General features: G+C 51.5%; 30 protein-coding genes. 22 read left to right on the top strand and 8 right to left on the bottom strand.

Going from position 1 to position 24,633, the window contains the following annotated elements; translation table 11 throughout:
- The 11 genes from map to Q1K24_RS04190 all read left to right on the top strand — a co-directional run.
- Positions 1–722: type I methionyl aminopeptidase (map, locus tag Q1K24_RS04140; RefSeq protein WP_300366400.1), on the top strand; the 722-nt coding region annotated here is incomplete at its 5' end.
- A gap of 11 nt (positions 723–733) precedes the next feature.
- Positions 734–952 carry a translation initiation factor IF-1 gene (gene infA / locus Q1K24_RS04145; RefSeq protein ID WP_092912918.1) on the top strand — a complete coding sequence of 73 codons (219 nt, stop codon included), beginning with the start codon at positions 734–736 and terminating at the stop codon, positions 950–952.
- A 526-nt stretch (positions 953–1,478) separates the two neighbouring features.
- Positions 1,479–1,592 carry a 50S ribosomal protein L36 gene (gene rpmJ / locus Q1K24_RS04150; RefSeq protein ID WP_092912916.1) on the top strand — a complete coding sequence of 38 codons (114 nt, stop codon included), beginning with the start codon at positions 1,479–1,481 and terminating at the stop codon, positions 1,590–1,592.
- A gap of 3 nt (positions 1,593–1,595) precedes the next feature.
- The gene (gene rpsM / locus Q1K24_RS04155) at positions 1,596–1,964 is read left to right on the top strand and encodes a 30S ribosomal protein S13 (RefSeq protein ID WP_300366405.1); all 369 of its coding nucleotides are present in this window, start codon (positions 1,596–1,598) and stop codon (positions 1,962–1,964) included.
- Between the two features lie 10 nt (positions 1,965–1,974).
- Entirely contained in the window at positions 1,975–2,367 is a 393-nt protein-coding gene (gene rpsK / locus Q1K24_RS04160) for a 30S ribosomal protein S11 (RefSeq protein ID WP_286336187.1), read from the top strand.
- Between the two features lie 9 nt (positions 2,368–2,376).
- The gene (gene rpsD, locus Q1K24_RS04165) at positions 2,377–3,003 is read left to right on the top strand and encodes a 30S ribosomal protein S4 (RefSeq protein ID WP_300366409.1); all 627 of its coding nucleotides are present in this window, start codon (positions 2,377–2,379) and stop codon (positions 3,001–3,003) included.
- A gap of 15 nt (positions 3,004–3,018) precedes the next feature.
- The gene (locus tag Q1K24_RS04170) at positions 3,019–4,020 is read left to right on the top strand and encodes a DNA-directed RNA polymerase subunit alpha (protein WP_300366412.1); all 1,002 of its coding nucleotides are present in this window, start codon (positions 3,019–3,021) and stop codon (positions 4,018–4,020) included.
- 15 nt (positions 4,021–4,035) lie between these two features.
- Positions 4,036–4,386, top strand: coding sequence for a 50S ribosomal protein L17 (gene rplQ / locus Q1K24_RS04175; protein ID WP_300366415.1), 351 nt, complete (start codon positions 4,036–4,038; stop codon positions 4,384–4,386).
- Between the two features lie 142 nt (positions 4,387–4,528).
- Positions 4,529–4,807, top strand: a complete 279-nt coding sequence (locus Q1K24_RS04180; RefSeq protein ID WP_300366418.1) for a NifU family protein — start codon at positions 4,529–4,531, stop codon at positions 4,805–4,807.
- Between the two features lie 7 nt (positions 4,808–4,814).
- Positions 4,815–5,390: a hypothetical protein gene (locus tag Q1K24_RS04185; RefSeq protein WP_300366421.1), complete on the top strand. Its 576-nt coding sequence runs from the start codon at positions 4,815–4,817 to the stop codon at positions 5,388–5,390.
- A 2-nt stretch (positions 5,391–5,392) separates the two neighbouring features.
- Positions 5,393–6,682 carry a UDP-N-acetylmuramoyl-L-alanyl-D-glutamate--2,6-diaminopimelate ligase gene (locus tag Q1K24_RS04190; RefSeq protein WP_300366424.1) on the top strand — a complete coding sequence of 430 codons (1,290 nt, stop codon included), beginning with the start codon at positions 5,393–5,395 and terminating at the stop codon, positions 6,680–6,682.
- On the opposite strand, the gene Q1K24_RS04195 is transcribed toward Q1K24_RS04190, so the two are convergent.
- Both Q1K24_RS04195 and Q1K24_RS04200 read right to left on the bottom strand, forming a co-directional pair.
- Positions 6,672–7,349 (bottom strand): endonuclease/exonuclease/phosphatase family protein, encoded by a 678-nt coding sequence (locus Q1K24_RS04195; RefSeq protein WP_300366426.1) that lies wholly within the window; start codon positions 7,347–7,349, stop codon positions 6,672–6,674. The two genes, Q1K24_RS04190 and Q1K24_RS04195, sit on opposite strands and share 11 nt — an antisense overlap.
- An 11-nt stretch (positions 7,350–7,360) precedes the next feature.
- Complete coding sequence (locus Q1K24_RS04200) at positions 7,361–8,740, bottom strand: phospholipase D-like domain-containing protein (protein ID WP_300366429.1); 1,380 nt, start codon at positions 8,738–8,740, stop codon at positions 7,361–7,363.
- A gap of 117 nt (positions 8,741–8,857) precedes the next feature.
- Between Q1K24_RS04200 and Q1K24_RS04205 the strand changes: the two genes are divergently transcribed.
- The 7 genes from Q1K24_RS04205 to Q1K24_RS04235 all read left to right on the top strand — a co-directional run bounded on the left by Q1K24_RS04205 (position 8,858) and on the right by Q1K24_RS04235 (position 14,433).
- Positions 8,858–9,235: a (2Fe-2S) ferredoxin domain-containing protein gene (locus Q1K24_RS04205; protein ID WP_300366432.1), complete on the top strand. Its 378-nt coding sequence runs from the start codon at positions 8,858–8,860 to the stop codon at positions 9,233–9,235.
- 2 nt (positions 9,236–9,237) lie between these two features.
- Entirely contained in the window at positions 9,238–9,606 is a 369-nt protein-coding gene (gene panD, locus Q1K24_RS04210) for an aspartate 1-decarboxylase (RefSeq protein WP_300366435.1), read from the top strand.
- 3 nt (positions 9,607–9,609) lie between these two features.
- A complete protein-coding gene (locus Q1K24_RS04215) occupies positions 9,610–9,942 on the top strand; it encodes a YbaB/EbfC family nucleoid-associated protein (RefSeq protein ID WP_300366438.1) in 333 nt (110 codons plus the stop codon).
- Positions 9,942–10,922 (top strand): PDZ domain-containing protein, encoded by a 981-nt coding sequence (locus Q1K24_RS04220; RefSeq protein WP_300366441.1) that lies wholly within the window; start codon positions 9,942–9,944, stop codon positions 10,920–10,922. Before Q1K24_RS04215 ends, Q1K24_RS04220 begins: the two co-directional genes overlap by 1 nt.
- A gap of 24 nt (positions 10,923–10,946) precedes the next feature.
- Positions 10,947–11,801 (top strand): polyprenyl synthetase family protein, encoded by an 855-nt coding sequence (locus Q1K24_RS04225; RefSeq protein ID WP_300366443.1) that lies wholly within the window; start codon positions 10,947–10,949, stop codon positions 11,799–11,801.
- 79 nt (positions 11,802–11,880) lie between these two features.
- Entirely contained in the window at positions 11,881–13,821 is a 1,941-nt protein-coding gene (gene tkt / locus Q1K24_RS04230) for a transketolase (protein ID WP_300366446.1), read from the top strand.
- Positions 13,822–13,827: 6 nt separating this feature from the next.
- A complete protein-coding gene (locus tag Q1K24_RS04235; protein ID WP_300366448.1) occupies positions 13,828–14,433 on the top strand; it encodes a hypothetical protein in 606 nt (201 codons plus the stop codon).
- Positions 14,434–14,465: 32 nt separating this feature from the next.
- On the opposite strand, the gene Q1K24_RS04240 is transcribed toward Q1K24_RS04235, so the two are convergent.
- The 5 genes from Q1K24_RS04240 to Q1K24_RS04260 form a co-directional block, all read right to left on the bottom strand.
- Entirely contained in the window at positions 14,466–15,713 is a 1,248-nt protein-coding gene (locus Q1K24_RS04240; protein WP_300366451.1) for an outer membrane protein transport protein, read from the bottom strand.
- 231 nt (positions 15,714–15,944) lie between these two features.
- A complete protein-coding gene (locus Q1K24_RS04245) occupies positions 15,945–16,694 on the bottom strand; it encodes an arginyltransferase (RefSeq protein WP_300366453.1) in 750 nt (249 codons plus the stop codon).
- A complete protein-coding gene (locus tag Q1K24_RS04250; RefSeq protein ID WP_300366456.1) occupies positions 16,691–17,434 on the bottom strand; it encodes a YaaA family protein in 744 nt (247 codons plus the stop codon). Before Q1K24_RS04250 ends, Q1K24_RS04245 begins: the two co-directional genes overlap by 4 nt.
- Positions 17,431–17,841, bottom strand: a complete 411-nt coding sequence (locus Q1K24_RS04255; protein WP_300366459.1) for a hemerythrin family protein — start codon at positions 17,839–17,841, stop codon at positions 17,431–17,433. The genes Q1K24_RS04250 and Q1K24_RS04255 overlap by 4 nt, the downstream gene beginning before the upstream one ends.
- Positions 17,838–18,449, bottom strand: a complete 612-nt coding sequence (locus Q1K24_RS04260) for a fumarylacetoacetate hydrolase family protein (protein ID WP_300366462.1) — start codon at positions 18,447–18,449, stop codon at positions 17,838–17,840. The genes Q1K24_RS04255 and Q1K24_RS04260 overlap by 4 nt, the downstream gene beginning before the upstream one ends.
- A gap of 235 nt (positions 18,450–18,684) precedes the next feature.
- On the opposite strand from Q1K24_RS04260, the gene Q1K24_RS04265 reads away from it, so the two are divergent.
- Positions 18,685–19,953 carry a DEAD/DEAH box helicase gene (locus Q1K24_RS04265; RefSeq protein WP_300366465.1) on the top strand — a complete coding sequence of 423 codons (1,269 nt, stop codon included), beginning with the start codon at positions 18,685–18,687 and terminating at the stop codon, positions 19,951–19,953.
- A 58-nt stretch (positions 19,954–20,011) separates the two neighbouring features.
- On the opposite strand, the gene Q1K24_RS04270 is transcribed toward Q1K24_RS04265, so the two are convergent.
- Positions 20,012–21,349 carry a hypothetical protein gene (locus Q1K24_RS04270; protein ID WP_300366468.1) on the bottom strand — a complete coding sequence of 446 codons (1,338 nt, stop codon included), beginning with the start codon at positions 21,347–21,349 and terminating at the stop codon, positions 20,012–20,014.
- Between the two features lie 70 nt (positions 21,350–21,419).
- Here Q1K24_RS04270 and Q1K24_RS04275 point away from each other — a divergent pair, with 70 nt between their 5' ends.
- The 3 genes from Q1K24_RS04275 (at position 21,420) to Q1K24_RS04285 (ending at position 24,512) form a co-directional block, all read left to right on the top strand.
- Positions 21,420–22,253: a peptidoglycan DD-metalloendopeptidase family protein gene (locus Q1K24_RS04275; protein ID WP_300366471.1), complete on the top strand. Its 834-nt coding sequence runs from the start codon at positions 21,420–21,422 to the stop codon at positions 22,251–22,253.
- Positions 22,254–22,440: 187 nt separating this feature from the next.
- Positions 22,441–24,147, top strand: coding sequence for a nitrite/sulfite reductase (locus tag Q1K24_RS04280; protein ID WP_300366474.1), 1,707 nt, complete (start codon positions 22,441–22,443; stop codon positions 24,145–24,147).
- Positions 24,148–24,152: 5 nt separating this feature from the next.
- Positions 24,153–24,512, top strand: a complete 360-nt coding sequence (locus Q1K24_RS04285) for a hypothetical protein (RefSeq protein ID WP_300366477.1) — start codon at positions 24,153–24,155, stop codon at positions 24,510–24,512.
- The last annotated feature ends 121 nt before the right edge of the window (positions 24,513–24,633 follow it).

Raw genomic sequence — 24,633 nt, forward strand, 5'->3', positions numbered from 1 at the left:
AACTACGCAAAGCGAACAAGATTGTCGGGGAGACGCTCCAATATCTACAGGAGAGTGTCAAACCCGGCATGACTCTCAAAGAGATCGACCGGATGGGTGAAGAGTTTCTGCGCTCCAAAGGGGCGCGGCCTTCATTCAAGGGCCTCTACGGTTTTCCCGCAGCAGTCTGTACCTCTCTCAATGAAGTGATTATCCACGGTATTCCCGACGATACGAAAATCAAAGAGGGTGACATTCTCGGTCTCGATATCGGTACGGAAGTGGACGGCTGGTATGGTGACGCCGCGATCACGATGCCGGTGGGAACCATATCTGAATCGGACGAAAAACTGATCGCCTGCGCCAAAGATGCGCTCTACCATGCAATCGACGTCATCCGGCCGGGTATGCGTTTCAAAGAGTTGAGCCTGGAACTCGAAACCTTCATCAAATCGCGGGGATATACGCCGCTGCTCAACTTCTGCGGACACGGGATCGGCAGAAAACCGCATGAAGAACCCGAGATTCCGAACTATCTGGAGCACGGATCGCCAAAAAGCGGACCGAAGATCAAAAACGGTATGGTCTTCTGTCTCGAACCGATGATCTGCCAGAAGGACGGGACACCGAAAATATTGGAAGACAAATGGTCAGTGGTGTGCCAGGACGGTATGCGCACCAGTCACTATGAACATACGGTCGCAGTTGTTGGCAATAAAGCAGAGATACTCTCGCAATCTTAAAGGAGATAGAAATGGCAAAAGATGATGTCATAGAAATAGACGGTAAAGTGATCGAAGCACTTCCGAATGCGACATTCCGCGTCGAGCTCGAAAACGGCCACGTGGTATTGTGTCATATTGCAGGGAAGATGCGTATGCACTATATCCGGATCCTTCCGGGAGACAAGGTGAAGGTGGAATTGACACCGTACAGCCTCGACAAAGGCCGCATAACTTACAGATATAAGTAAGCTGTAAGTTAGCTTAAGGTATCATTCCATCCCCTTTTCCATCTATATGAAGGAGTTTTGCATAAATCGCACTGTTTATGCAAGGGTCGGTTTGGCATAGGCTCGCCAAACCTAATTCGGGGGCAAATTCCATATTTTTGGGTTTGTTGGTCAGTGCAAAAACCGCTTTCAGCGGTTTTTCGAACGAGTGAGTAGTGAGTAGTGAGCAGTGAGCAGTGAGCAGTACGCCGCGTTCCGCGTCGTCTGCTTCGCTGCACTCTTCTCAATCACCACTCCAGGTTATGGGTATGCGTTGCTGTGTATTAATAAAAGGCAATTTGTGCCTTCCCGATGAAAGAGCGAAACGCCTTTCATCGAAAGCCGCATCAGTGCGGCTGGGGCCCGCTGCCGAAGCGGACACAGCATAGAAACGAGAATGAGTCGGTTTACAAGCGCGGTTCAACTGCGCGTGAGCCCTCCGCTGAGGAGAACTCAGCGTTAGCGCAGTTTCGGTGGCTTTCCGCCGAAACGTATCAAGGAGACAATGATGAAAGTCAGACCATCGGTCAAGAAGATGTGCGACAAGTGCAAAATCATCAAACGAAAAGGCATTGTTCGCGTCATCTGTGTCAACCCAAAACACAAACAGAGACAAGGATAAGAGATGGCACGTATAGCAGGTGTTGATCTACCCAAGAAGAAGCGTCTGGAGTATGCGCTGACATATATTTACGGTATCGGCTTGACGACATCGAGAAAAATTCTCGATGCAACCGGTATCAGCTATGACAAGCGCGTCCATGAAATGAGTGAAGAGGAAGCCGCAGCGATTCGTAAAGAGATCCAGGAAAACTACATGGTTGAAGGGGATCTTCGCAAAAAAGTCGCGATGGACATCAAATCGCTGATGGACCTTGGCAACTATCGCGGTCTTCGCCATCGACGTGGTCTTCCGGTTCGCGGACAGAAGACGAAAACCAATGCACGTACACGCAAAGGTAAACGTAAAACTGTCGGCGCGGCAAGCAAGTAAGGAGTAAAGTGTGGCAAAACGAAAAGCAACCAGAAAAAAGATTGTTAAAAAGAATATCGCACGCGGTGTGGTCTACATCAGTGCGACATACAACAACACTGTCATTACGGTAACGGACGAAGCGGGCAACGTGATTTCATGGAGCAGCGCAGGATCTCTCGGATTCAAGGGAAGCAAAAAGTCCACTCCTTATGCAGCACAGCAGGCGGTCGAAGATGCGATGGCGAAAGCCATGGAGCATGGGATCAAAGAGGTCGGTATCAAGGTACAGGGACCTGGCAGCGGCCGTGAAACGGCTGTCAAGAGCGTAGGGGCAATCGAAGGCATTCGCGTGATGTGGTTCAAGGATATCACACCGCTTCCGCACAACGGTTGCAGACCTCCGAAACGACGACGAGTATAAGGGGACGAGATGGCACGATATAGAGGACCAGTAGAAAAAATCGAACGTCGCCTGGGTGTGAGTCTCGGACTCAAAGGCGAACGAAGACTTGCAGGAAAGAGCGCGCTCGACAAGCGCCCGTATGCACCGGGACAGCACGGACAGCGCAGAACGAAGATCAGCCAGTACGGCATGCAGCTTCGCGAAAAACAGAAAGCGAAATATATGTACGGTGTGGCTGAAAAGCAGTTCCGCCGACTCTTCAAAGACGCGAACCGTATGGAAGGCAACACAGGGGAAAACCTGATTGCACTTCTGGAACGACGTCTTGATAATGTTGTCTATCGCATGGGATTCGCGACGACACGTGCATTCGCACGCCAGCTTGTCACACATGGCCACATTCTTGTCGACGGCAAACGCGTCAACATTCCTTCGTTCCGTGTCAAAGCGGGACAGAAGATCGAAGTGCGCGAAAAGAGCAAAAATAACCCGCAGATTCAGCGTGCGATGGAGCTGACACGACAGACCGGTATCGCGCCGTGGGTTGACGTTGATCACGACAAAGTATTCGGGATCTTTACACGCATTCCTGAGCGTGAAGAGGTTGTCATTCCTGTAGAAGAGCGATTGATTGTCGAGCTTTACAGCAAATAATAAAGCGAGTTGCCCATGAAAAGAATCAAAACATCACCCTTTATGCCGAGCGAAGTCGAAATCGAACAGACCGGCGAAAACCGTATGCGCATCACGGCCTACCCGTTCGAGACGGGTTACGCCGTCTCTCTCGCGCATCCGATCCGCCGTCTGCTTCTTGGCAGTACCATCGGATACGCTCCGATCGGTGTGAAAATCGAGGGGGCATCGCACGAGTTTGATTCTGTACGCGGAATGCTTGAGGATGTTGCCGTATTCATCATCAATCTCAAAAACCTCCGTTTCAAAATCAAAGGTGACGAAAAGAAGGTCGAAGTGAATTACAGTTTTGCGGGACCTATCGAAATCACGGGTGCCGACTTGAGTAACGATCAGGTCGAAGTCGTGACACCGGACGGATTTCTCGCAACTCTGAACGAAGACGCGGAGCTCAACTTCAGCCTGCTGATCCATCAGGGTATCGGTTACGTGCCGAGTGAAGATCTGCGCGATTCGCTGCCGGAAGGGTACATCGGCCTTGATGCATTCTTTACACCGGTGCGCGCTGCGAACTATACAATCGAAAATATGCTGGTCGAAGACAATCCCAATTATGAAAAGATCGTTTTCGACATCGAGACGGATGGCCAGATCGATCCGGTGACGGCATTCAAAAATACGATTGAAGTCATGTACCGCCAGATGTCGGTTTTCAACAATATTCTCGACATCAATGTGGCGGTGGAAGCCGCGACGCCGGCAGTGGAGAATCCGTTGGTCAAAAAACTGATGCAGGGGCTCGATACGTTGGGTCTGAGTGCCAGGAGCTTCAATTCACTCGAGCGTGCCGGTCTCAAATATATCGGCGAGCTTGCATTGATGACTGAAAACGAACTCAAAGAGATCAAAAATCTCGGCAAGAAGTCGCTGGAAGAGATCAAGGCAAAACTTGAAGAGGCAGGTTTTCCTGTCGGGACCGAACTCGACGAAGAGACAGCGAAACAGCTGAAGAAAAAAATCGACACAACGAAAAAATAAATTGAAGGATAAACGATGAGACATCGACATGGATATCGCAAACTGAGCCGAACATCTTCTCATCGCGCTGCTTTGCTGAAAAACCTTTCGATCGCTTTGGTCGAGCATGGCCGTATCGAGACCACGCTCGCCAAAGCGAAGACACTCCGAAGTGTCTTCGAAAAGATGGTTACTCGCGCCAAAGCAGGCGATTTCAACGCGCATCGTGCCGTATTTGCAAAACTTCAGGACAAGCAGGCGACCAAAAAACTGGTCGAGGAGATCGCTCCGAAGTATGCGGAACGCAACGGCGGATATACACGCATCATCAAAACACGTCAGCGCCGGGGAGACTCTGCGGATATGGCGATTATCGAACTCGTATAAGTTCGGATATTTCGGGGCATAGGCCCCGAAATTAAATTCTTCTAAACTCTTTCTACAATACGCAAAACCTGTTGCCAAACGAAAACTTTTTTGTTATGATAGTTCTACTATAGAACACAATTTGGATTTTAGGACGATAATAATGATACCTTTCAGTGATGAGGATCTCTATCCGGCAGTGGAGAAAGTGATCGAAAAAATACGGCCATCGCTTGCGCTTGATGGCGGCGACATTCAGCTGCTTGGCGTCAAAAACGGCAAAGTCTATGTCCAGCTGCAGGGTGCTTGCATTGGCTGCGCCAGCAGTGGAAGCACGTTGAAATATGGAGTTGAACGGCAAATGCGGATGGATATTCATCCTGAAATCGAAGTGATCAACGTTCCTGTCGGAATGGAAAACCAATGGGATCAAATAGGTTAAGGAAACAATGAAAAGCAAAAAAACCGAAAAAATTTTAGAACGTGCAGAAAACCATTTCTATCGTGGAGAGTATGAAGAAGCGATGCGGGTTTACGGTATTCTTCTCCGAGATTTTCCCTCTCTCAAAGAGGCGAGAATCGGGGCGATTCTGAGCGATATCGCCAATGAAAACGATGAAGAGGCACAGGCTCTTTTCGAATACTATCAGGTCCTGAAAGATGAAGGGAATGAGGATGCCGAGCGCATTATCGAAGAGATGATCGGTTCGCTCGATGATGCTCTCGAAAAGATCTCCGATCTGTTGGACAGTTCTCTCTTTGGAGGGGATGAGACGATCAACGGCATCGGTTACGGTGATTTCAAGGAACTTGTCGAACTGCGGGGAAGTTTCCGCCGTGCATTCGAAGATATCATGTTTTCCACGCGCGTTGTGATAACGGAAAAAGAGGAGCTGCTCGATTTTATCCAGCAGCTTGTCGAAAACGGATTCAACGAAATGGCAATGCGTTATATCGAAGGGGCCGCCATCGCCTATCCGGGAGAAGAGAAAATTCAGGATCTGATCGACAAGATCAAGGGCTGAATATGACGGTGGACTTTGGAAGCGGCATCGGCCGTGTAACAGACGACAGCCGGCATGCTGCCGAAACGACACGCTTTCTTGCAACCAAACTCAACGAACGGTTCTGGAGTGAAGCGAAGGAGCGTGGAGCCGAACTCATTACCCCTGCCCAACTGATCGGCGAACTGGGCATAGCGGAGATGGAAGTCGTCGGCATTACCGGGACGAATGGCAAAACCACAACGGCCGCCGCCATCTATTCGCTGCTGCTGGATTTGGGTTACAACGCGGCATTGCAGGGAACGCGAGGTCTTTTCATCAACGACGAGAAAGTCGAAGAGAAGTCATTGACGACACCCCCGTCGCTTGCAACCATTGCGCATATATGGGAAGCTGGAAAACGGGGTGCCGAATTCTTCGTGATGGAAGTGAGCTCCCATGCGATCGAGCAGAATCGCATCGACGGGATCGAATTCGCGCTGAAAATCCACACGAACGTTACGAGCGATCATCTCGACTACCACGGCTCGATCGAAGCCTATCGCGCTGTCAAGAGCAGTTTCTTTCAGGATGACGTGAAAAAGCTCGTCAACCGGGATGAAGAGATTCTGAAATTCAACCCCAAAAATGCCTACAGCTACGGGATCGAAAATCCGGCGACCTACAAGGTGATGGCCTATACCCTGGGAGGCGGCGTCAGCGGTGTGCTGAAACATTTTGAAACCGTCGTGCCGTTTGAGACGCCGCTGCAGGGGCACTTCAACCTCTACAATATTACGGCGGCCATCGCTGCGGTGCATATCCTGACCAATGAGGATCTGGGTGACATCTGTGAAGTGGCGGAGCATTTCGGAGGGGTGGCGGGACGCATGGAGAGAGTGAGCGAAGATCCTCTCATCATTGTCGATTTCGCCCACACCGAAGACGGCATCAAGCAGGTGCTCGATTCGCTCAAAGAGAAGGAGATTCGTGTCGTACTCGGTGCGGGCGGCGACAGAGACAGAAGCAAACGCCCGAAAATGGGACGGGCGGCCGCTTCAATTGCGAAAAAGGTCTATCTTACCAGCGACAATCCGAGAAGCGAAGATCCTTCCGCAATCATCGAGGAGATGGCTGCAGGCATCAAAGAGAAAGAGAAGGTCGAAAAGTTCGTCGACCGCCGAGAAGCGATCGCACGGGCGATTGAGGAGCTGGAGGCGGGCGAAGCGCTGCTGGTACTGGGCAAAGGCGACGAAACATGGCAGGAGATCAACGGCGAAAAGATCCCTTTCGACGACCGCGAAGTGATCCGCGAAATCCTCGCTACACGGTGAATGTCGCAACAATCGGATTGTGGTCCGAAACAGGTGTATCGATAACAAGTGCATGCTTCACATCCATGCCCCTGCAGTAGATGTGATCGAGCGGTTCGCCAAGAATCGACTTGATTTTCTTTTCATTGTCGGGCACCACTTTCTCCAAACCGAACTCCTCCATCATCGCCTGCAGTCTTGTCTGTCTTTTCGGATTCCATGTATTGAAATCTCCCGCGATGATCAGATGATCCTGCTCCGCTTTCGATAGAAAGGTGCCGATTCGATGGAGCTCCTTCGCGAAGAGGGCGTAGGGAACAAAATTGATGACATGGAGATTCAGAAGCGAAAGCGTGCGTCCGTCCGGTAGCCGATGCTGTGTCAGTACGGCGCTTTTGCGTGTCGCTACGCCGACCTCTTTGGCTTTCGAAAGGTAGGAGTGGGATGCGAGGAGCGGCAGGCGTGAAAGGGTCATGACGCCGAAGCAGTGACTGTCGCGCATGATATTGCAGCTCAGTGCATGAGAAAAATGCTGAAAATGGATCGGCATATGGCCGTGGGGGAGTCGGATCTCCTGCAGGGCGATGAGATCACAGGAATGATGCTCCAGAAGCCGTTCGAAAACATGTCGAAACGTCGGTGTCAACGATCGTTTCTGGATATTCCAGCATAGCAGAGAGAGTTGCATCGTTTGCTTCCTTATACGAGTGGTGCCAGCATGCGCATCAGATTCTCCATCCGAATCAGCCAGCCCTTTTCGGAGATTTTATACGGTATGCAACCATCCATCAGCTTCTCTCCCCACGAACAAATTGTCTCGATATCTTTGAAAGAGTAGAGGAAGCTGACCACTTCAAAATTATAGAAAAGGCTTCGATTGTCGAAGTTGATCGTTCCGATAAGAGCGCAGTCGTCGAATACCATCGCTTTGGCATGCAGCACTTTTCCGGGGTAAAGAAGAATGTCGGCGCCTTTGGAGGAGAGTTCTCTCAGATAGCTTCCGCGTCCGAGATCGGAAACGATATGGTCGGAATGTTCCGGTACGACAATCTTTGTTTCGACGCCGCGATGCAGCGCGATGGTCAGCGCATGTACAAACTCTTCGTTTGGAATGAAATAGGGGGTGAAGATCCAGATTCTCCGTTCGGCGTTGCAAATCGCACTGAGAAGTGCTTCGACGACACCGTCGGTCGGGGTGTCCGGACCCGATGGTGCTACCTGGATGCAGGTTGTTCCGAACGAGCCGTTGACAGCAGCGGGAAGTTCGGCTTTGCGTTGGGTCGCAAAGGCCCAGTCCATCGCAAAGATCTGTGCGTAGAAATGGGCCGCTTTCCCTTCGATTCCACACAGGATATCGGTATAGGTTGTTTTGCCGGGATCGTATGAAAAGTACTCCTGTGACATGTTCATGCCGCCCGTTAATACGGTCTGATTGTCAAATATATAGATTTTTCGATGGTTTCTCATATTGATGAAGTTTCGGAAAGGAAATCTGAGAAATGGCATGAAGAAGGCGATTTCTACACCGGATCGTTTCAGATCGCGAAGTCCGGAACCAAAAAGATAGAGGCGTGCCGAGCCAATCGAATCGAGCAGCAGTCGAACCCGTACCCCCTCCTCCGATCGGCTTTTGAGTCGATCGAGCAGAGGCTTTGTCGTCTCATCCGGAATCAGTTCGTAGACACAGATGTCGATCGATTTCTTTGCCTGATCGATATGGGATACAAAGGCGTCGTATACCTTTTCGGGTGAATCGAAAAGGATAAGACGGTTGTCCGGCGATGCGGGTGGAATACCGTTGGCATAGAGCAGTTTTTCGACGGGATGGTCGCAAACCGGTGTGGTGCCGTCGATTGGCTTCAGAAGAAACTGGAGTTTCTGGTAGCGTCTGATCAGTTTGCGGTTGCCGAACAGAAAGTAGAACGGAACGGCGGCGTAGGGTACGAGAAATATAGCGAGTGTCCATGCGATCATGCTGCTCGGGCTACGGCGGATCGAGAGCATGTGCAAAAATGCCAAAACGATCAGAACTTCCCCGCCGACAGTCAGAAAGGTGCCGGTCAGGAGTTCGCTCCACATAGTCTGCCTTTGGTATTATCTTTTTTTCTAAATTCTGCTAAAATTATAGTGTAATCAAAGCTTAAGAGACAAACACTATAATTTGGACAAAATTTATCTGAAATCAAGGGAGTTGGTATGGGTATTCCGCAGCCGGCATTTTATATTTTCAAGTGTGAGCAGTCATCCCCTCCGGGCATGCCGCGGCCAAGTTGTGTAACGGCCGAAAACCGTGATCTTTTTCAGCATCTTGCTCAACGCCTGATGGAAAAAGGGATCATCGGGACTGTCCAGCCTGTGCGTACCGGCTGCCTAAACCGCTGCCAGTACGGTCCCGTTATGCTGGTAGAACCGGGCCATTTCATGTATGCACATCTGACGAAAGAGAAGATCGACCGTATCATCGACGAGCATATTATCGGCGGAAAACCGGTCGATGAATTTCTGATCGAAGCGGAAGCATGGGATGATCCCATCACTCCTGAGCAGATGATGAAGATGACCGGAGCACACTAATCATGCAGATCGAAATGCTCTATTCCAAAATCCACCGTGCGACCGTGACCGATGCCAATCTGAACTACGTCGGCTCCATCACGATCGACGAGGATTTGCTGGATGCTGCCAAGATGCGGGTAGGGCAGAAAGTGGAGATTCTCAATATCAACAACGGCGAGCGTTTCAGCACCTATATCATCAAGGGTGAACGCGGCAAAGGAGATATCTGCCTGAATGGCGCCGCGGCCCGCAAAGCGCATCCGGGCGATAAAATCATTATCGTCGCCTACGCCTCCTACAGCGAAGAGGAGCTCGAGGCCTACAAGCCGACCGTCGTACTGATGAACGAAAACGCCAATACAATCGCGTCGGTTCACGAGGAGCTGTAAGCGATGTTCGAAGGTCTCAATATGGGCGATCTGGGCAAGATGCTCGAAGAGGTGCAGCAGAAGGCCAAAGAGCTCGAAGAGAAATCCGAATCCATCGAATTGACGGCCAGAAGCGGCGGCGGACTGGTCAAAGTCACCGCGAACGGCAAAGGAGAAATCATCGATATCGATATCGACGATTCGCTCCTGGAAGACAAGGAAGCTCTGCAGATTCTTCTCATCTCCGCCATCAACGATGTGATGAAGATGGTCGAAGACAATAAAAAAAGTGCCGCCATGAGCATGCTGGGCGGCGGTTTCAATCCTTTTGCCGGAGGGGGCAGCAGCCAAAGCTGATGCGTATCCGGCACTTCGTTACACTCTTCTTTTTCACTCTCTCGATAAGTGTGGCAGGTGAAAGTTGTTTCGATTTTTTCCCCGGCAGTTTCAAAGTTGTCCAGGGACATCCTGCATACGCGGTTGAGAAAAACCGGTTCGTTTCATTGGCATGTCCGATTGGAAAAAAAATCGTTGCGTATGATCGGTTGAAAGGTCTCTGTCTTTTTGAAGACCACACCAGCCGGCCATTCTACCTGACCAAAAGCAGACCACCTCTCTATTTTTGTCCCGCCGACAAAAAGGAGGATGTCAAAATCCTTTCCTATCCGGTTGCCATCTACCCGGGCAAACTTTCCAAGCGCTACGGTATTGAAGGGGCGCTGTTCGGCAGTTGCTGCAAACTGGCCGGTATCGTAGGAAGGGAGGGGGAATGGTATGATACAAAAGCTATCCGCCAGTTGATGAGAGGGGATATTCGTCATGGCGATATCGGTGTACGGTTTTCTCTTCACGGCGCAAATATCATCATCGAGAGCGTTGATCCGTATGCCAATGTTCCGCTGCTGCCGGGTGACAGGGTCGAATCGCTCAATGGGAAAAAATCGCCCGATTTCCGATCCGTACTGCAGATGGTCGATCGCTGCAAAAACGAGGAGACGCTTCTGCTCGGGATCAGTCGTCAGGGTCGATCTTTGACTGCACATCTGAACTGTTTCGAGCGCTTGGGGGGCGGGAAGGTGTCCGATACGTTTCTCGAACGTTTTGGTATTCATTTCGACAATGCGCTGCGTATCATAGAAATAGATCCTGACAAAAAGGCATATGAACGCGGATTGAGAAAAGGTGACCGTTTGCTTATGATCGATGGGAAAATGGTCGGTTCCGAACATGAAATCCGGGATCTATTGAGCGGATACGCCATGAAGAAGCGTCTTCCCGGGACGATGCTGTGGGATCGAGCCGGCTTTCAGTTTTTTTTGCCGCTTGGTTCGATATAATTCGCAAAATATTAAAGACGTGAAATGCAGCGATTTGAAGAGTATTTGATTGCCCACCTTCCCAAGGCACCAAGTTTCCATCCGATATTTGATGAAGCGTTGAATGTGATGCTGCTGGCAGGGGGGAAACGTTTTCGTCCGCAGCTGCTTTTGGCCGTTGTGGATGCATATGTTCCGATGCTTCGCGAAGGGGCCTATCCGGTCGCAATGGCTCTGGAGATGTTTCATACCTATTCGCTGGTTCACGATGATCTGCCCGTAATGGACAATGCGGATCTTCGTAGAGGTGAACCGACACTGCACAAACGATACGATGAAGTGACGGCGGTCCTGGTCGGCGATGCACTGAATACGCACGCCTTCTATTTGATCGCCGATGCCCCGCTTCACAACGATGTGAAAATTGCATTGGTCAAGGAGCTCGCTTACAATGGGGGGATCGGAGGTATGGTGCTCGGACAGGCAATCGACTGCTATTTCGAAGGGAAAAAACTCGATCCGGAACAGGTCGATTTTCTTCATGAGTACAAAACGGGTCGACTGATTGCCGCCAGCCTGAAGATGGGAGCGATCATCGCCGGTCTCGATGATGAAAGCCAACGGAAACTTTTTGATTTCGGGCTCGATCTGGGGCTTCTTTTCCAGATTCAGGATGATATCATCGATGTAACCGAAAGCAGTGAAACGGCAGGGAAAACAACCGGAAACGATGAAGACAAAAACAGTTATATCGCGCATTTTGGTCTGAGCGGGTCGTGCGAGCGGGCCGATATACTTGCGGAGAAGATCAGGGTGCAGCTGGAGGGATTCGATCTGCCGTTGCGAGAAGAGCTGGAGGCGATACTTTCGAAGTATCTCTACCGCCACAAAAACCCGTGAGAGATGAGGAGTGGGAAGCACTCTCGGCTTCTTACTCCTCACTTCTCAACGTTTTACTCAATAAAAAAGGACCCTTTTTATGGATACAGCTATGATGAAAAAGATGGCCGATACGATCCGGTTTCTTGCGGCCGATATGATACAGGAGGCCAACAGCGGACATCCCGGTGCACCGATGGGACTTGCCGATATCGCTGTCGTGCTTTCCGCCCATTTGAAACATAATCCGAACAATCCGAAATGGCTGAACCGTGACCGGCTGGTTTTCAGTGGCGGACATGCCACGGGACTTATCTATTCGCTGCTTCATCTGTGGGGTTATGACCTTTCGATGGATGATCTGAAGCAGTTCCGACAACTTGGAAGCAAAACACCCGGCCATCCGGAGTTTGACCATACGCCCGGTATAGAGATTACGACAGGACCGCTTGGGCAGGGTGTCGCCAATGCAGTCGGAATGGCGATGGCCAGCAAATACTGTGCCGGTATTGTCAACTCCGAAACGGCCAAAATCATCGACCATACTGTCTACTGCCTCTGTGGCGACGGCGATCTGATGGAAGGGATCAGTTACGAAGCGTGTGCCATTGCCGGCAAGCAGCAGCTTGACAATCTCATTATGATCTACGATTCCAACCGCATCACAATCGAAGGGGACACATCGCTGGCATGGACGGAAGATGTCAGATTGCGATTCGAAGCACAGGACTGGAAAGTTCTTGAGACGGATGGGCACAACTATCAGCAGATAGACGAAACATTGGAACTTGCAAAAAAAGCGGACAAGCCTGTTCTGATTATTGCGCATACGATTATCGCCAAGGGTGCGTTGGAGATGGCCGGCGATCACAACAGCCACGGGTCGCCGCTTGGTAATGATCTGATTGCCCGTGCCAAAGAGGTTGCGGGGTTCGATCCGGAGAAAAAATTCTATATTCCCGATGATGTCCTCGTACGTTTCCGATGTGCGGTGGAAGAGGGGGAACTGGCCGAAAGAGAGTGGAACCATCTGCTCAAACAGACCCCATATATCGAGCAGAACGAGGCCCTTGAGCGTCTTCTCAATCCCGATTTCGATGCGATCGAATGGCCCGAGTTCGAAGCGGGAAGCGAAGTGGCGACGCGCGACAGCAACGGAAAGATTCTCAATGCCATCGCCAAGGCGCTTCCGGGTTTCTTTGGCGGAAGTGCGGATCTGGCACCCTCCAACAAAACCGAGCTCAAAGATATGAGAGATTTTCCGCTTGGCAAAAATCTTCACTTCGGCATTCGCGAGCATGCGATGGCAGCCATCACCAATGGCATCGCGGCCTACGGCCCGCTGCTCCCTTTCAGTGCCACTTTTTTCGTTTTTAGCGATTATCTCAAACCGGCGGCTCGCATCGCAGCACTCAGTGGCCTGCAACACTTCTTCGTCTGGACGCACGACAGCATAGGCGTCGGCGAGGACGGCCCGACCCATCAGCCCATCGAACATCTGAGCCAGTTCCGTGCGCTGCCGGATTTCTATACATTCCGGCCGGCCGATGCGAGCGAAAACGTAGCATGTTGGAAAATCGCACTGAAAACCGAGGCGCCATCGGCATTTGTCTGCAGCCGTCAGAAACTCAAGGTTCTCAAAGATGATATTGCCCATGGCAGTGTTGAAAATGGCGGTTATATGATCAAGAAGCGGGAGAACGCGACGGTCACTCTGATCGCCAGCGGGTCGGAAGTGATGCTGGCGTTGCAATCGGGATGTCATCTTGAAGAGCAGGGTATTATGGCCAATGTCGTATCGGTACCGTGTTACGAACTTCTGTGTGAGCAGCCGCAGGAGTATATCGACATGATTATCGATCCGAATACGAAAGTACTGGCGATCGAAGCGGCAACCGGCAACGAATGGTACCGTTTTGCCGATGAGGTACTTGGTATGAACAGTTTCGGTGCCAGCGGGAAAGCGGGTGATCTGTTCAAACATTTCGGATTTACGATTCCCAACGTCGTTGAACGTGTCAAAGCGCTGTTGAACAAGTAGTTTGGTTTGAAGAAGCATCATATCGTCATCGCCGTGTTATTGATCGCTCTGATGGATATCTATTTCTATTATCAGGGTATCGTTTTGGAGAAAAGCTATATCTACGGAGAGTTCCAGATCATAGAAAATCTTCAGGCTCTTTTTCTTGTCATTAGCTTCACTCTATTCACCTTGACGCTTCTTTTTGCGCAGAGAGGTGAAAGAGCTGTGGTATTTGTCGGCATGCTGCTGTGGCTGACAATGTTTCTGAGGGAAGTCGATTTCGAAGAGCTGAATGTTCCTGCCATTGTCGCGCTCGTGACAGTCGGTCGTGTCAAAGATACGATTCTGGGTGTTCTGTGGTTTTTGACAGCGGTCTACATTATCAAGAATTTTTCCAGATACAAAACTCTTATCCAGTCGATCGTCTTTTCGAAACTGGGTCTGATCGTTTTTATCGGCGGCTTGATGCTGCTTGGCGGAGACCTGTTCGAAAAGATGCATTTCGCGCATCACGATTTTTATGAGGAGACACTGGAACTCAACGGGTATAGCCTGATACTTTTTGGCTCTCTCTTTTTCCCCTCTTTTCTTCGCAGCCTGCGGGAGAAAAACAGAATTGCAGAGAGCTGACCGGCTCCATTGCTGAAACCGGTTCTTCACGCTTAATACTGGTAGTTAATCGTAAAGGTAAGGCTTGACTGCTGATGTTTTACACTGGCAGTATCCCCGATGATCCCCGGGATAAATGGTATTGATGGAAGCGGATTGATGCCTGACGTATCGTAGGTGGTCGTCGTTTCGGGCGCATAGACAAATGCACCGTTGAAACTCAGATGCCGGTTGACCCAATACTCTCCCCCGAATGTAAAATGCTGTTCAATCGTCGCGGGGAAACCCAGCAGATTGAAGAGGTTGAGTGTCGCACCCTGTGCCGTTGTACCGTCCTGCTCTTCGAACGGCATGGAGGCATAGTTGTAGCCGGCTCGCAGCGACCACGTCTCCGTTTCGTATGCATAACCAAACGCGAAGACATCCTGGTCATCCCATTTGAGCACCTTGTAGCCTTTGGCATCACCCCAGTTGATGTGTTTCCAGTCGAAAGCGATGATATGCTGGTTCCACCGGTAGGAGACGCCGCCGCCGAACTGTGAAGGCTGCTCCAGCGTATCGCCGAGATCTTCGATGTATCCGAGCATTTCGAAGAGTTCGGTCGCAACCTCGAGCTGATCTTTGAAATCCATGTCGACAGAGGTCTTGTAGACCACTCCCACATTCAGTCCGCTCAGATCCACCCCCGCAATCTTGTCGCCGTCGAAGGTGTACCCGGCTCCGACGATATGCCCGATTCCCAGCTCCTGTGCAAGCCCGGCTCCACGTCGGCGTCCGATAAGAGTCGGTTCCTTGTACTGCATGTCCAGAGAGCTGTACTGGACATAGGGGGCGTATCCAATGCGAAAATTGTTGTATTTGTACGATATCGGAACAGCAAACTTCATGATTTGCAGCGATGTGACCATCTGGAGTGTCGAATTGGTACTGTCGTCCCGGTAGTCGACACCCATGCCCGCGGTTCCGAACATGCCCACACCGAAGCTTAGTTGGTCGTTGATGCGGCCACCCAGAGAGGCTGCCGGTATGACACTTATGTCGGCATCGCTATCTTTGTATCCCTCTCCTCCATCGTACGATACGTCGGGCAGAAAGAGTGTGCCGCCCAGCAGGAACTCTTGTTTCCCGTGGGTGCCGATGAAAGCCGGGTTGTTTAGCCCGTTTTCCGCACCGAGGTCGAGTGCGATGCCGATACCGCCCATGGCGCGTGATTTGGGCCCGATGCCGATGAGTTCGTCGCCATTGGTCGCCCATAGAAGTGATGTGCCGACAAAGCCGGTCACTACGAGTCGTCTGATCATGATATATCCTTGTGGTATGGAACAGGTTTGGTTGAAGCCAATATAGGGAAGGCATTATATCAATCGATTATGATGATTAAAAGACGCATTAATAGTTATTTATATTTATGATCAACTGCGGATTTTATGAAAAGGTTTACGCGACAAGTCGATGCTGTCCTCTTTGATCCGGTGGAGTAGATTTTTGATATAGGTTCCGGTTTACGGAAAAAATGAAATAACGGAAATCTTTCAGTCGGAAGGAAATGCAATCCATTCCGGTTTTTCGCTCAAAGGGGGGAATCCGTCCAGCATCTCAAGCGGTCTGAAATTGGTCTTGTATGCAAACGAGCGGCATCCTCTGACCCAGTATCCGAGATAGATCCATTCAAATCCCATCTGTTTCGCAAGCTGGATCTGCATCAGGAGCGAATAGGTACCGAGCGAGTATCTGGCATAATCGGGATCGTAATAGAAGTAGATGGAGCTGATGCCATCCTCCGTCATGTCGATCAGATCGACACCGACCAGTTTGTCGTCGATGAAATAGAGAATCTCTTTGCCGAAGTTGTGCGCTCCATCGACGAAATTTTCATAATAGAGATGGGGATTGACGGGGGTGAATTTCCACCCACTCGTTTCACTTTTGTATTGGTGGAAACGGTTGTAGAGGTCCAGATGCTCCTGGGTCATGCCCGGCTTGCGGATATAGATCATTGTCTCCCGGTTTTTTTTCATGACCCGCTTCTGGGACTTCGAGAGTGTGAACCGTCCGACATCGATACGGAGACTTTTGCACTCGTTACATCTGGCACATATGGGGTGGAAAAAGTAGCATCCGAACCGCCGCCAGCCTCTCTGGACCAGTTCGGTCACGAGCTCTTTGCTGGCATGCCGCATATAGCGGTAGAACATCCGTGTCTTTTTCTCCGGCAGGTAGCTGCACGGATAATCCAACATGCAGAAGTCAATGGAGTGCTCGCTGTTCTCTTCTATGGTCATATCGTAATTTCGTAGATGATCTCTTTTTTGTTGTGCATCTGTCTGATCTCTTTGATCGAAAGTCCTTCGATGTCCATTGCCATGAGACGTTCTTCATCCATAATAGCATGCTTTGCCATCTCTTTCAAGACGATACCCCGATAGGCTTTGGCCCAGTGGCTGACGGCTTTGCCGTTTTTCAGAAATTTCATCGTCACGTGGGGCATCGGAATTTTGTAGAACTTTTCGTAAAAACCGGCGCGCAGATCGACGATGGGGCCGTTCTCTTCCAGATACTCGGTCAGTTTTCGACCAAAATGGTGATTATAGAATTTTTCGGGAATGAAATCCCCGATTCGTTCAGCCTGTTTGAGTTTATAGTCCGGAAGACGGTCTTTGGCGCAGACCGGTCCGAAGAGATTGGAAAATATGATCAGGTGTTCATCGATATACTGTTGCGCCTGTTGCGGCAGTTCTGCATAGGAGAGATGGTCGTAGGCGACTCCGTCGTACCGTTCGACCGCTTTCATAGTCGGCGCGGCGAACATGTCGGTGCGATACCGTTCGATAAGCTTCTCCTCTTTTATGCCGAAGAGTTTCTGAAGATTCTGGAGATCGGCCATTTGTACGAATGTATTATACCGGTCGATCGCCTCGATGCGTTTCTCATACAGTTCCGGAAAACAGAAAGCGCCTTCGTCGAGAGGCGGAAGGTCACCACCCGGACGTTTTCCTTCACTTGGGGCGAAGAGTATCGTCATGCATCGATTCCGTGCTGCATCAGAAAATCGGCGGCGACGCTGTCCATTGCCTGGATGTGCAGATTCAGCCACTCGATGAAATCCTCCTCAATGAAATCCTTCAGTGCGTCCCGGTCTTTGAAATTGCGCCAGTTCATATAGGCCATGCGTGTCTCTCCCATGATCCGATTGTGGTCGCTGCGATGAATATCAAACATGCCGAAGCCTCGGTTTTTCAGCATCGATTCCTCATAGCTGAAGTGCTCCTGCATATGTTCGAGCAGTGTTTCGACAGCCGTGGTGATGTCGGAGATTTCCGCGTCTGTATCGAGAAGTTCCAGCAAACGGTTGATATGTTCGACCTCCTCGTAGTGCACGCTGTTCATCTCGTCGAAAGAGACGGTGGGAAGTTTGGTCTTGTCGATCATGACGTGACGCTCCAGTCGTTTTTGAGCAGTATATCATCTTGCGAAAAAAGTTCAACCTCGAAGTGGTCTCCCCTTTCGTAGGTCGAGACCCCTTTGGGCGTGCCTGTCATGACGATGTCGCCCGGTTCGAGGGTCATGAAAGCGTCTATCTCTTCGACGATGGCACGGGGTTTGTGGATCATGAGATCGTAGCGGGCCTCCTGGACCAACTCGCCGTTGCGAAAAAGCCGGAATCCGATACCATTCAAATCGGAGGGGGCTTCGACGAAGGGCGTGAAAATCGCCGAGCCGTCGAACGCTTTGGCCCGTTCCCAGGGCAGTCCCTTGGATTTGAGCCGGTTCTGGATGTCGGCATGGGTCAGGTCGAAGCCGAAGCCGATGCCGGCGATCTCCCCTTGTATGATCAGAAGTGCGATCTCCCCTTCGAAACGTGTCTCTTCGCCGAAATAGCGGAACGTGTCGGAAATGGCGGAGTTGGGTTTGTTGAAAATCACCATGTTTTCCGGTATTTCGTTGCCGAGCTCCTCGATGTGTTCGACGTAGTTGCGTCCTACGCAGACGATCTTGGACGGTGTGACAATACGGTCGTTGTAACGTATAGTTTTCATGGCGATATTATAGCGCCCTTTACAAACCTTCCATCTTCCGCTATACTCCGGTCAATCAAAAGATACTTCGGTCTATCTTTCGCTGCTCTACGGAGCGAGTATACTTTAATGATCTTCTAGACGATTGTCCTCTTTTAGACTACTCACAAAAAATCAAAACCATTGTTGCGCCCGGGACCGGACAGACGATTGCAAACCGATCGGTGTGCGGGTCAGACAGAAAGAACCATACACTATGTCATTCAAGACTCTAAACCTGAACCATCACATCATGCGTGCCGTCGAAGAAGAGGGCTACACCGAACCGACACCGATCCAGGCCGAGGCGATTCCTGTCGTTTTGAACGGAAAGGACCTTCTTGCCGCCGCACAGACCGGCACTGGCAAAACGGCAGCTTTCACGCTGCCGATGCTGGAGAAGCTGACCCATCACAAAGGTCACGGCAAACGGTATGTCCGGGCGCTCGTACTGACGCCGACCCGCGAACTGGCGGCACAGGTGCACCAGAGTGTGCGCACCTACGGCAAATACCTGAAACTCAAAAGCGCGGAGATCTACGGGGGTGTCAGCATCCAGCCGCAGACCCGCACGCTGCGCAACGGGGTCGATATCCTCGTCGCCACGCCGGGGCGTCTGCTCGACCATCTCAATCAGGGCCACGTCGATCTGAGCCGGGTCGAATTCCTCGTCCTCGACGAAGCGGACCGTATGCTCGATATGGGCTTCATTCACGATATCAAGAAAATTATTGCCGAACTGCCCCATTTTAGACAGAATCTGCTCTTTTCCGCGACATTCTCCAACGAGATCAAGCGTCTGAGTCGTTCGATCCTCAAAGAGCCCGAAATGATCAGTGTCGCTGCCGAGAACACGACGGCCGATCGGATCAAACAGACGGTCCATCCGGTCGACAGGGCGAAAAAGGCCGATCTTCTGAGCCATCTTATCGGATCCAATGGCTGGAGACAGGTACTGGTCTTTACCCGGACCAAGCATGGTGCCGACAAACTCTCGAAGCGCCTGGCGCAGGACGGACTGCCCTCCACGTCGATCCACGGCAACAAGACCCAGGCGGCACGCATGAAAGCGCTCAAAGCCTTCAAAGATGGGCGTGTACGCGTGCTAGTGGCGACCGATGTGGCCGCGCGCGGTATCGATATCGACCGGCTCGGCCAGGTGGTCAACTTCGATCTGCCGGAAGTGGCGGAGGATTACGTACACCGTATCGGTCGTACCGGTCGTGCAGGCAATGCGGGGGAGGCCTTTTCCCTGGTCTGTGTCGACGAGAAACATCTGCTGCACCGGATCGAGAAACTGACTGACACCCGTATCGAAAAAGTGCTGATCGAAGGCTACCATCCCGACCCTTCCATCAAAGCGGAACCGGTGAGCAAGCGTGGCGGCAACCGCCGAAGAAAGAGTCCCGGGAACCACTCTTTTGCCAAAAGCGGAGGACCGCGTCCCCAGCGAAACGGCAATTTCAAGCGCAGAGAGAGATCCTAACCCGCCCCTCGGATCTTGAAAAAACGGATCCCGGCAGCGGATGGATGTGATCCGCTGTCTACTTCGCTTCGATACGTATATCGAGATGCTGTGCCGCAGTATCGAGAATGATCTTCTCTTTCTGGGCATCCGTTCCCTTTTTCCCCATGACCGCGAGTTGGCCGATCACCATGCCGACCAGCTGCATCGCGGTAGCGCCCGTTCTGTTCCTGACGGAAACCCCGAACCGTTCGGCCTCTGCCCGGATCATCTTCGACAACGCCTCTTTCGCCCCTTTGAACCATTTCGCGACGACGGGATTTTGACCGTACGTTTTGACCGCATCGTCGTAGTGCGCGCCTATGAGTCTGTCGTACTCCATGATGTAGCCTCTGAAACGGCTGTCGTTTTTTAGAAGATCGCGGTACTTCCCGTTGTGGATCGTGCTGTTGAAATCCATGGAGAGAAAAAGAAAATCGGGCATTCCTCCCTGCTCTTTTCCCTTTGCCTGCCCGTCTTTCTCTTTCGGCGGTATGAGAGACGAGAGGCGATGCACTTCGCTGTCGAACGAGAAGAGGCTTCTGTCGCCCCTTGCATTGTTTCCGACAGCGTGGATTTTCAGCGAGAGCGTGTCCTCTCCCCGATAGGCTGTCGCAAGTATCAGGGAGCCGCTGCTCGGGGATGTCATGCGGTCGGCATAGATCTGCTGCAGCCTCTTTCCGACATAGTCGGCCCGTACCGTGTCGTTGGTCTCGAGCCACGATTCGAGCCGGTGCGCCAGCGTGACGTAGGCCGAGTCGGCGGCATCTTCGGATACCGCCACGAAATCTTTGTAGCGCAGCGACATGGTGCCGAAAACGCGTTCGCTGTACGAGGCGTTGCCGTCGCTTGTTTTCATGGCGTTTTCATAGACGATTTCCCCAACGGCGGTATGGGCTTTCGGTTTCGAGACATCCACACGCAGATTTTTCAGGACCATCTTGTCGAGCTTGCTCCACAATGCTCTGTCCATGGCGTCTTTGAGGGGCGTCGGAACGGGTTTCGGCACTTTTTTGCCGCCCGCCCGCTCTTTTTCACGCACTTTTTCCGCGGCTCTGTATTCGGCCATGGCCGCATCGAACGACACTTTTTCGAAATAGGGAAGAACGCTTTTGTCGAAAAAGAGTTCCAGCCGTTCGAATCGGGTCTGTACGGTCGCGTTGTTTTCGTCCGTTTCGGTCCGGTTGAAATCCTTTTCCACGCAGCGGATCTCTCTGCCGCTCTCCGTACAGACGAAATCCATCGCGTCGTCGAAGAGATACTCGAGATAGTGCTCCAGGTTCTGGACCGGTTGGGCTACGCTACCGGGATAGTTCACCGTCGCGTGGGCGATAGTTGCGCATAGAAGCGCCGATAGGACCCATCGCATCGTTTTCACATATCTCTCCTTGCAATTTTCCAAATGGTAGCACGCCTTTTTGTAGAGTTTCTTGAATATAATATGGTTGATGAAACATTTATCGGTATGGTTTGGACTTCTCTCACTGCTCGCAGCGGCCCCCGTTTCCTCTCCTGTACCGGGGGGAGTCGTCACAATCGCGGTTCCCAAGCCGATGCAGGGCGAAAAGATGCGGTTCATGGATCGGCGTGGCGTCGTTTACGAAAAGAACGGAAAAAGATATGCGATCTTTCCCATTCCGCTGGATGCGAAAGCGGGAAGATACTTTATCTATTTCGAGAATAGGAAGAGAAAAGAGAAGCTCGAGGCCGTCGAAATAGAAGAGAAAAGATATGCGGTGCAGCATTTGAGCGTCAAAAACAGGCGCAAGGTCAATCCCGCAGCGGAAGATATGATCCGGATCAAAAAGGAGTCGGTACGCAAACGCAGGGACAAAGCGTTTCGAACCGGTTCAATGCCGGATGTCGATTTTGTCTGGCCCGTTTCGGGAGAGATCAGCAGTCCGTTTGGCCTGCGCAGGTTCTTCAACGGTCAGCCACGCTCTCCCCACAAAGGGATCGATATCGCCGCACCCGAAGGAGAAACCGTCGTGGCCGCGTCGGACGGCTATGTCGTAGACGCAGGCGATTTCTTTTTCAGCGGCAATCTCGTCTTCATCGAGCACGGTCAGGGTCTGATGACGCTCTACGCCCATCTCTCCCGAATCGACGTCGAACCGGGAGAGCGGGTCCGCAAAGGGGACAAGATCGGCCTGGTTGGTAAAACCGGCAGAGTGACGGGTCCCCATCTGCACTTTTCCGTGTTGATCGACAGGGTCTATGTCGATCCGATGCTTTTCCTTGACGGCCCAAAGGATGCGAAGAGGGTGAATAGGGAAGAGTGAACGGTGAACGAAAGTCGGGAATCGGAAAAATCATTTTGCGAAGAGATTTTGATTTCGGATCAAGCTGATATACGTCAGCTTTCTACCCACTACCCACTACCCACTACCCACTACCCACTTTCCCCGTATCAACTGAAAAAAAGGTCGAAAAAAGTAGAATGAAACCAAAAACTTCAGGAATATTACCATGATGTACGCCCCCGAGCATCTGACCGAAAAGCGTTATGAGAAATACAAGGCGGCCCTGCGTCCCTACGACTGGTTCCCTCAGATCGAGACTCTTGACTTCGAGAGTCTGGCGGAAAGCGACCGCGTCTATCTCCAGGATTTCGGCATCTTCAACTCCGAACTCGAAGAGGAGAGTTTCATGCTCCGCGTCCGCGTACCGGGCGGTCGGGTCGGTGCGGAAAATTTCGCCGAGATTGCCGAACTGGTGGAATTGCACGATTTGACCCTGCTGCTGACGGCACGCTCGGGTATCCAGCTGCACGGAATCGAAGCCGACAACGTGCTGGAACTTTTCAACCGCATCAACGCCATGGCGGGGCTCAGCACCTGGCAGACCTTCGGAGACAATGTCCGAAACGTCGTCACCGACCCTTTCGACGGACGTGGCTCGAGCTGCGAGATCGAAGCCTTTCCGATCATCGAAAAGATGCATGACGTCTTTCATAAAAATCCGGAGCTTGTGGGCATGCTGCCGCGGCGTATCTCCATCGGTATCACAGGGATGCGGGAAAACAGCTGGCCGCTCTTTTCGAACGATCTATTCTTCGGCCTTGCCGAAAAGGATGGAGAAAAGGGTTTCAACGTCTACATGGGCGGGAAAAACACGGAAGTATCGCAACCGGCCGATATTTTCGTGGGCGAAGAGGAGGTCGTCGGTTTCGCTACGGCGGTCATCGAGGCGTTCAACCGCTACGGTCTGCGCGAAAAACGGATGAAGAGCCGTCTCTTTCATATGATAGAGCATTACGGAATGGAACAGGTGAAAGATTTCATCGCCGAATGTTACGAAAAGCCATGGCGAACGGCTGGAAAATCACTGTTGCACAAACGACATTTTGGCGATACGGAAAAATTGCGGGACGGTACCTATGGGTACCGCTATCGTACCGATTACGGTCTCATCCGGCCGGACGAGGTGAAAAAGGTGTCCGAATACGCGACGAGGCATGGGGCGGAAGTGCGTATCGGCATCGACCAGCAGCTCTATCTGCTAGGCCTTCCCGACGAAACGGTTTCCTTCACGGTTCGTGAGGCCTCGCCGACGGTCGTCGCGTGTGCGGGAAGCGAATACTGCCCTTTTTCCTACTGGAGCATCAAAGAGGAGGCGCACTATCTTCCCCAGGAGCGGCTGGTGGAGCATGATATCAAGGTGGGGTTTTCCGGATGCATGAAAGGGTGTGGGCGCCATAAACACGCCGATATCGGTATCGTCGGTTTGCGCAATAGCAAGTACGGCAAGGAGGACAAGTCGGCGCGGATCTTCCTGGGGTGCGAATACACGGAAGGGAAACGTCCGGCGGAAGTGGTCTTCCGAACGATACCCCTCCGCGAGATGAACCGGATGGTCACACTGCTGATCGATGAATACGAAGCGAGCGGTCAGGAGGATTTTGAAGCCTTTACGTCCAATGTTCTCAATCGCTTCCATGAGAGTTTTGTCGAGTTCTTTTTTCTCGCCAGACGGGAGAGCGGTCTCGATGTGCGGCTCGATCCGGACATGGCGCCGGAGAAGCTGGCTGCGGGTTTCGGAAAGAGACCCTATGTCAAGGTCGCGATGACAGAGGGGTATGCCAAAGCGTCGGACGCGATCATCAGACAGCTGTGGCATGCTGAAGATGTGGCTGTCGTCAGGCATGTCGATCCATCGAAGCGGCGGAGCAGGTAGAGGCGATGGACGAGAAACGTCGGGAAAAGTATTTACAGACACGCTACAAACGAGAGCTTGAACGCTATCTGAACCGTGTTGTCAATTTTGCGCAGCAGGAGGGTGGCGAGAGATCCGACTACGATGCTTTCATCGAAAAGGTCAGCCAGAAACTCGACGGCGTGGAAAAGGTGGCGTTCTATAACGACTATTTTGAAAAGCTTGAACAATTCATCGAGCTGACACAGCGTATGTGTGCAAGCGATCTCGATGTCGAATCGATCAAATCGCGCATTCTCCACGAAGCCAATCAGATACGGAAAGCCAAACGCAAAAAAAGTTACAACCGAAAGAATCACCGCACTGCATTCGACGACGATTTTTGAAAAAAGTCCCCACGAACTCTTGACAACCATTTGAAAAAATATTACAATTGCACTCCATTTTTAGTCGCCGGTGTAGCTCAGTTGGCTAGAGCAGCTGATTTGTAATCAGCAGGTCGCGGGT

It is taken from the genome of Hydrogenimonas sp., assembly GCF_029932565.1.
Classification (GTDB): Bacteria; Campylobacterota; Campylobacteria; order Campylobacterales; family Hydrogenimonadaceae; genus Hydrogenimonas.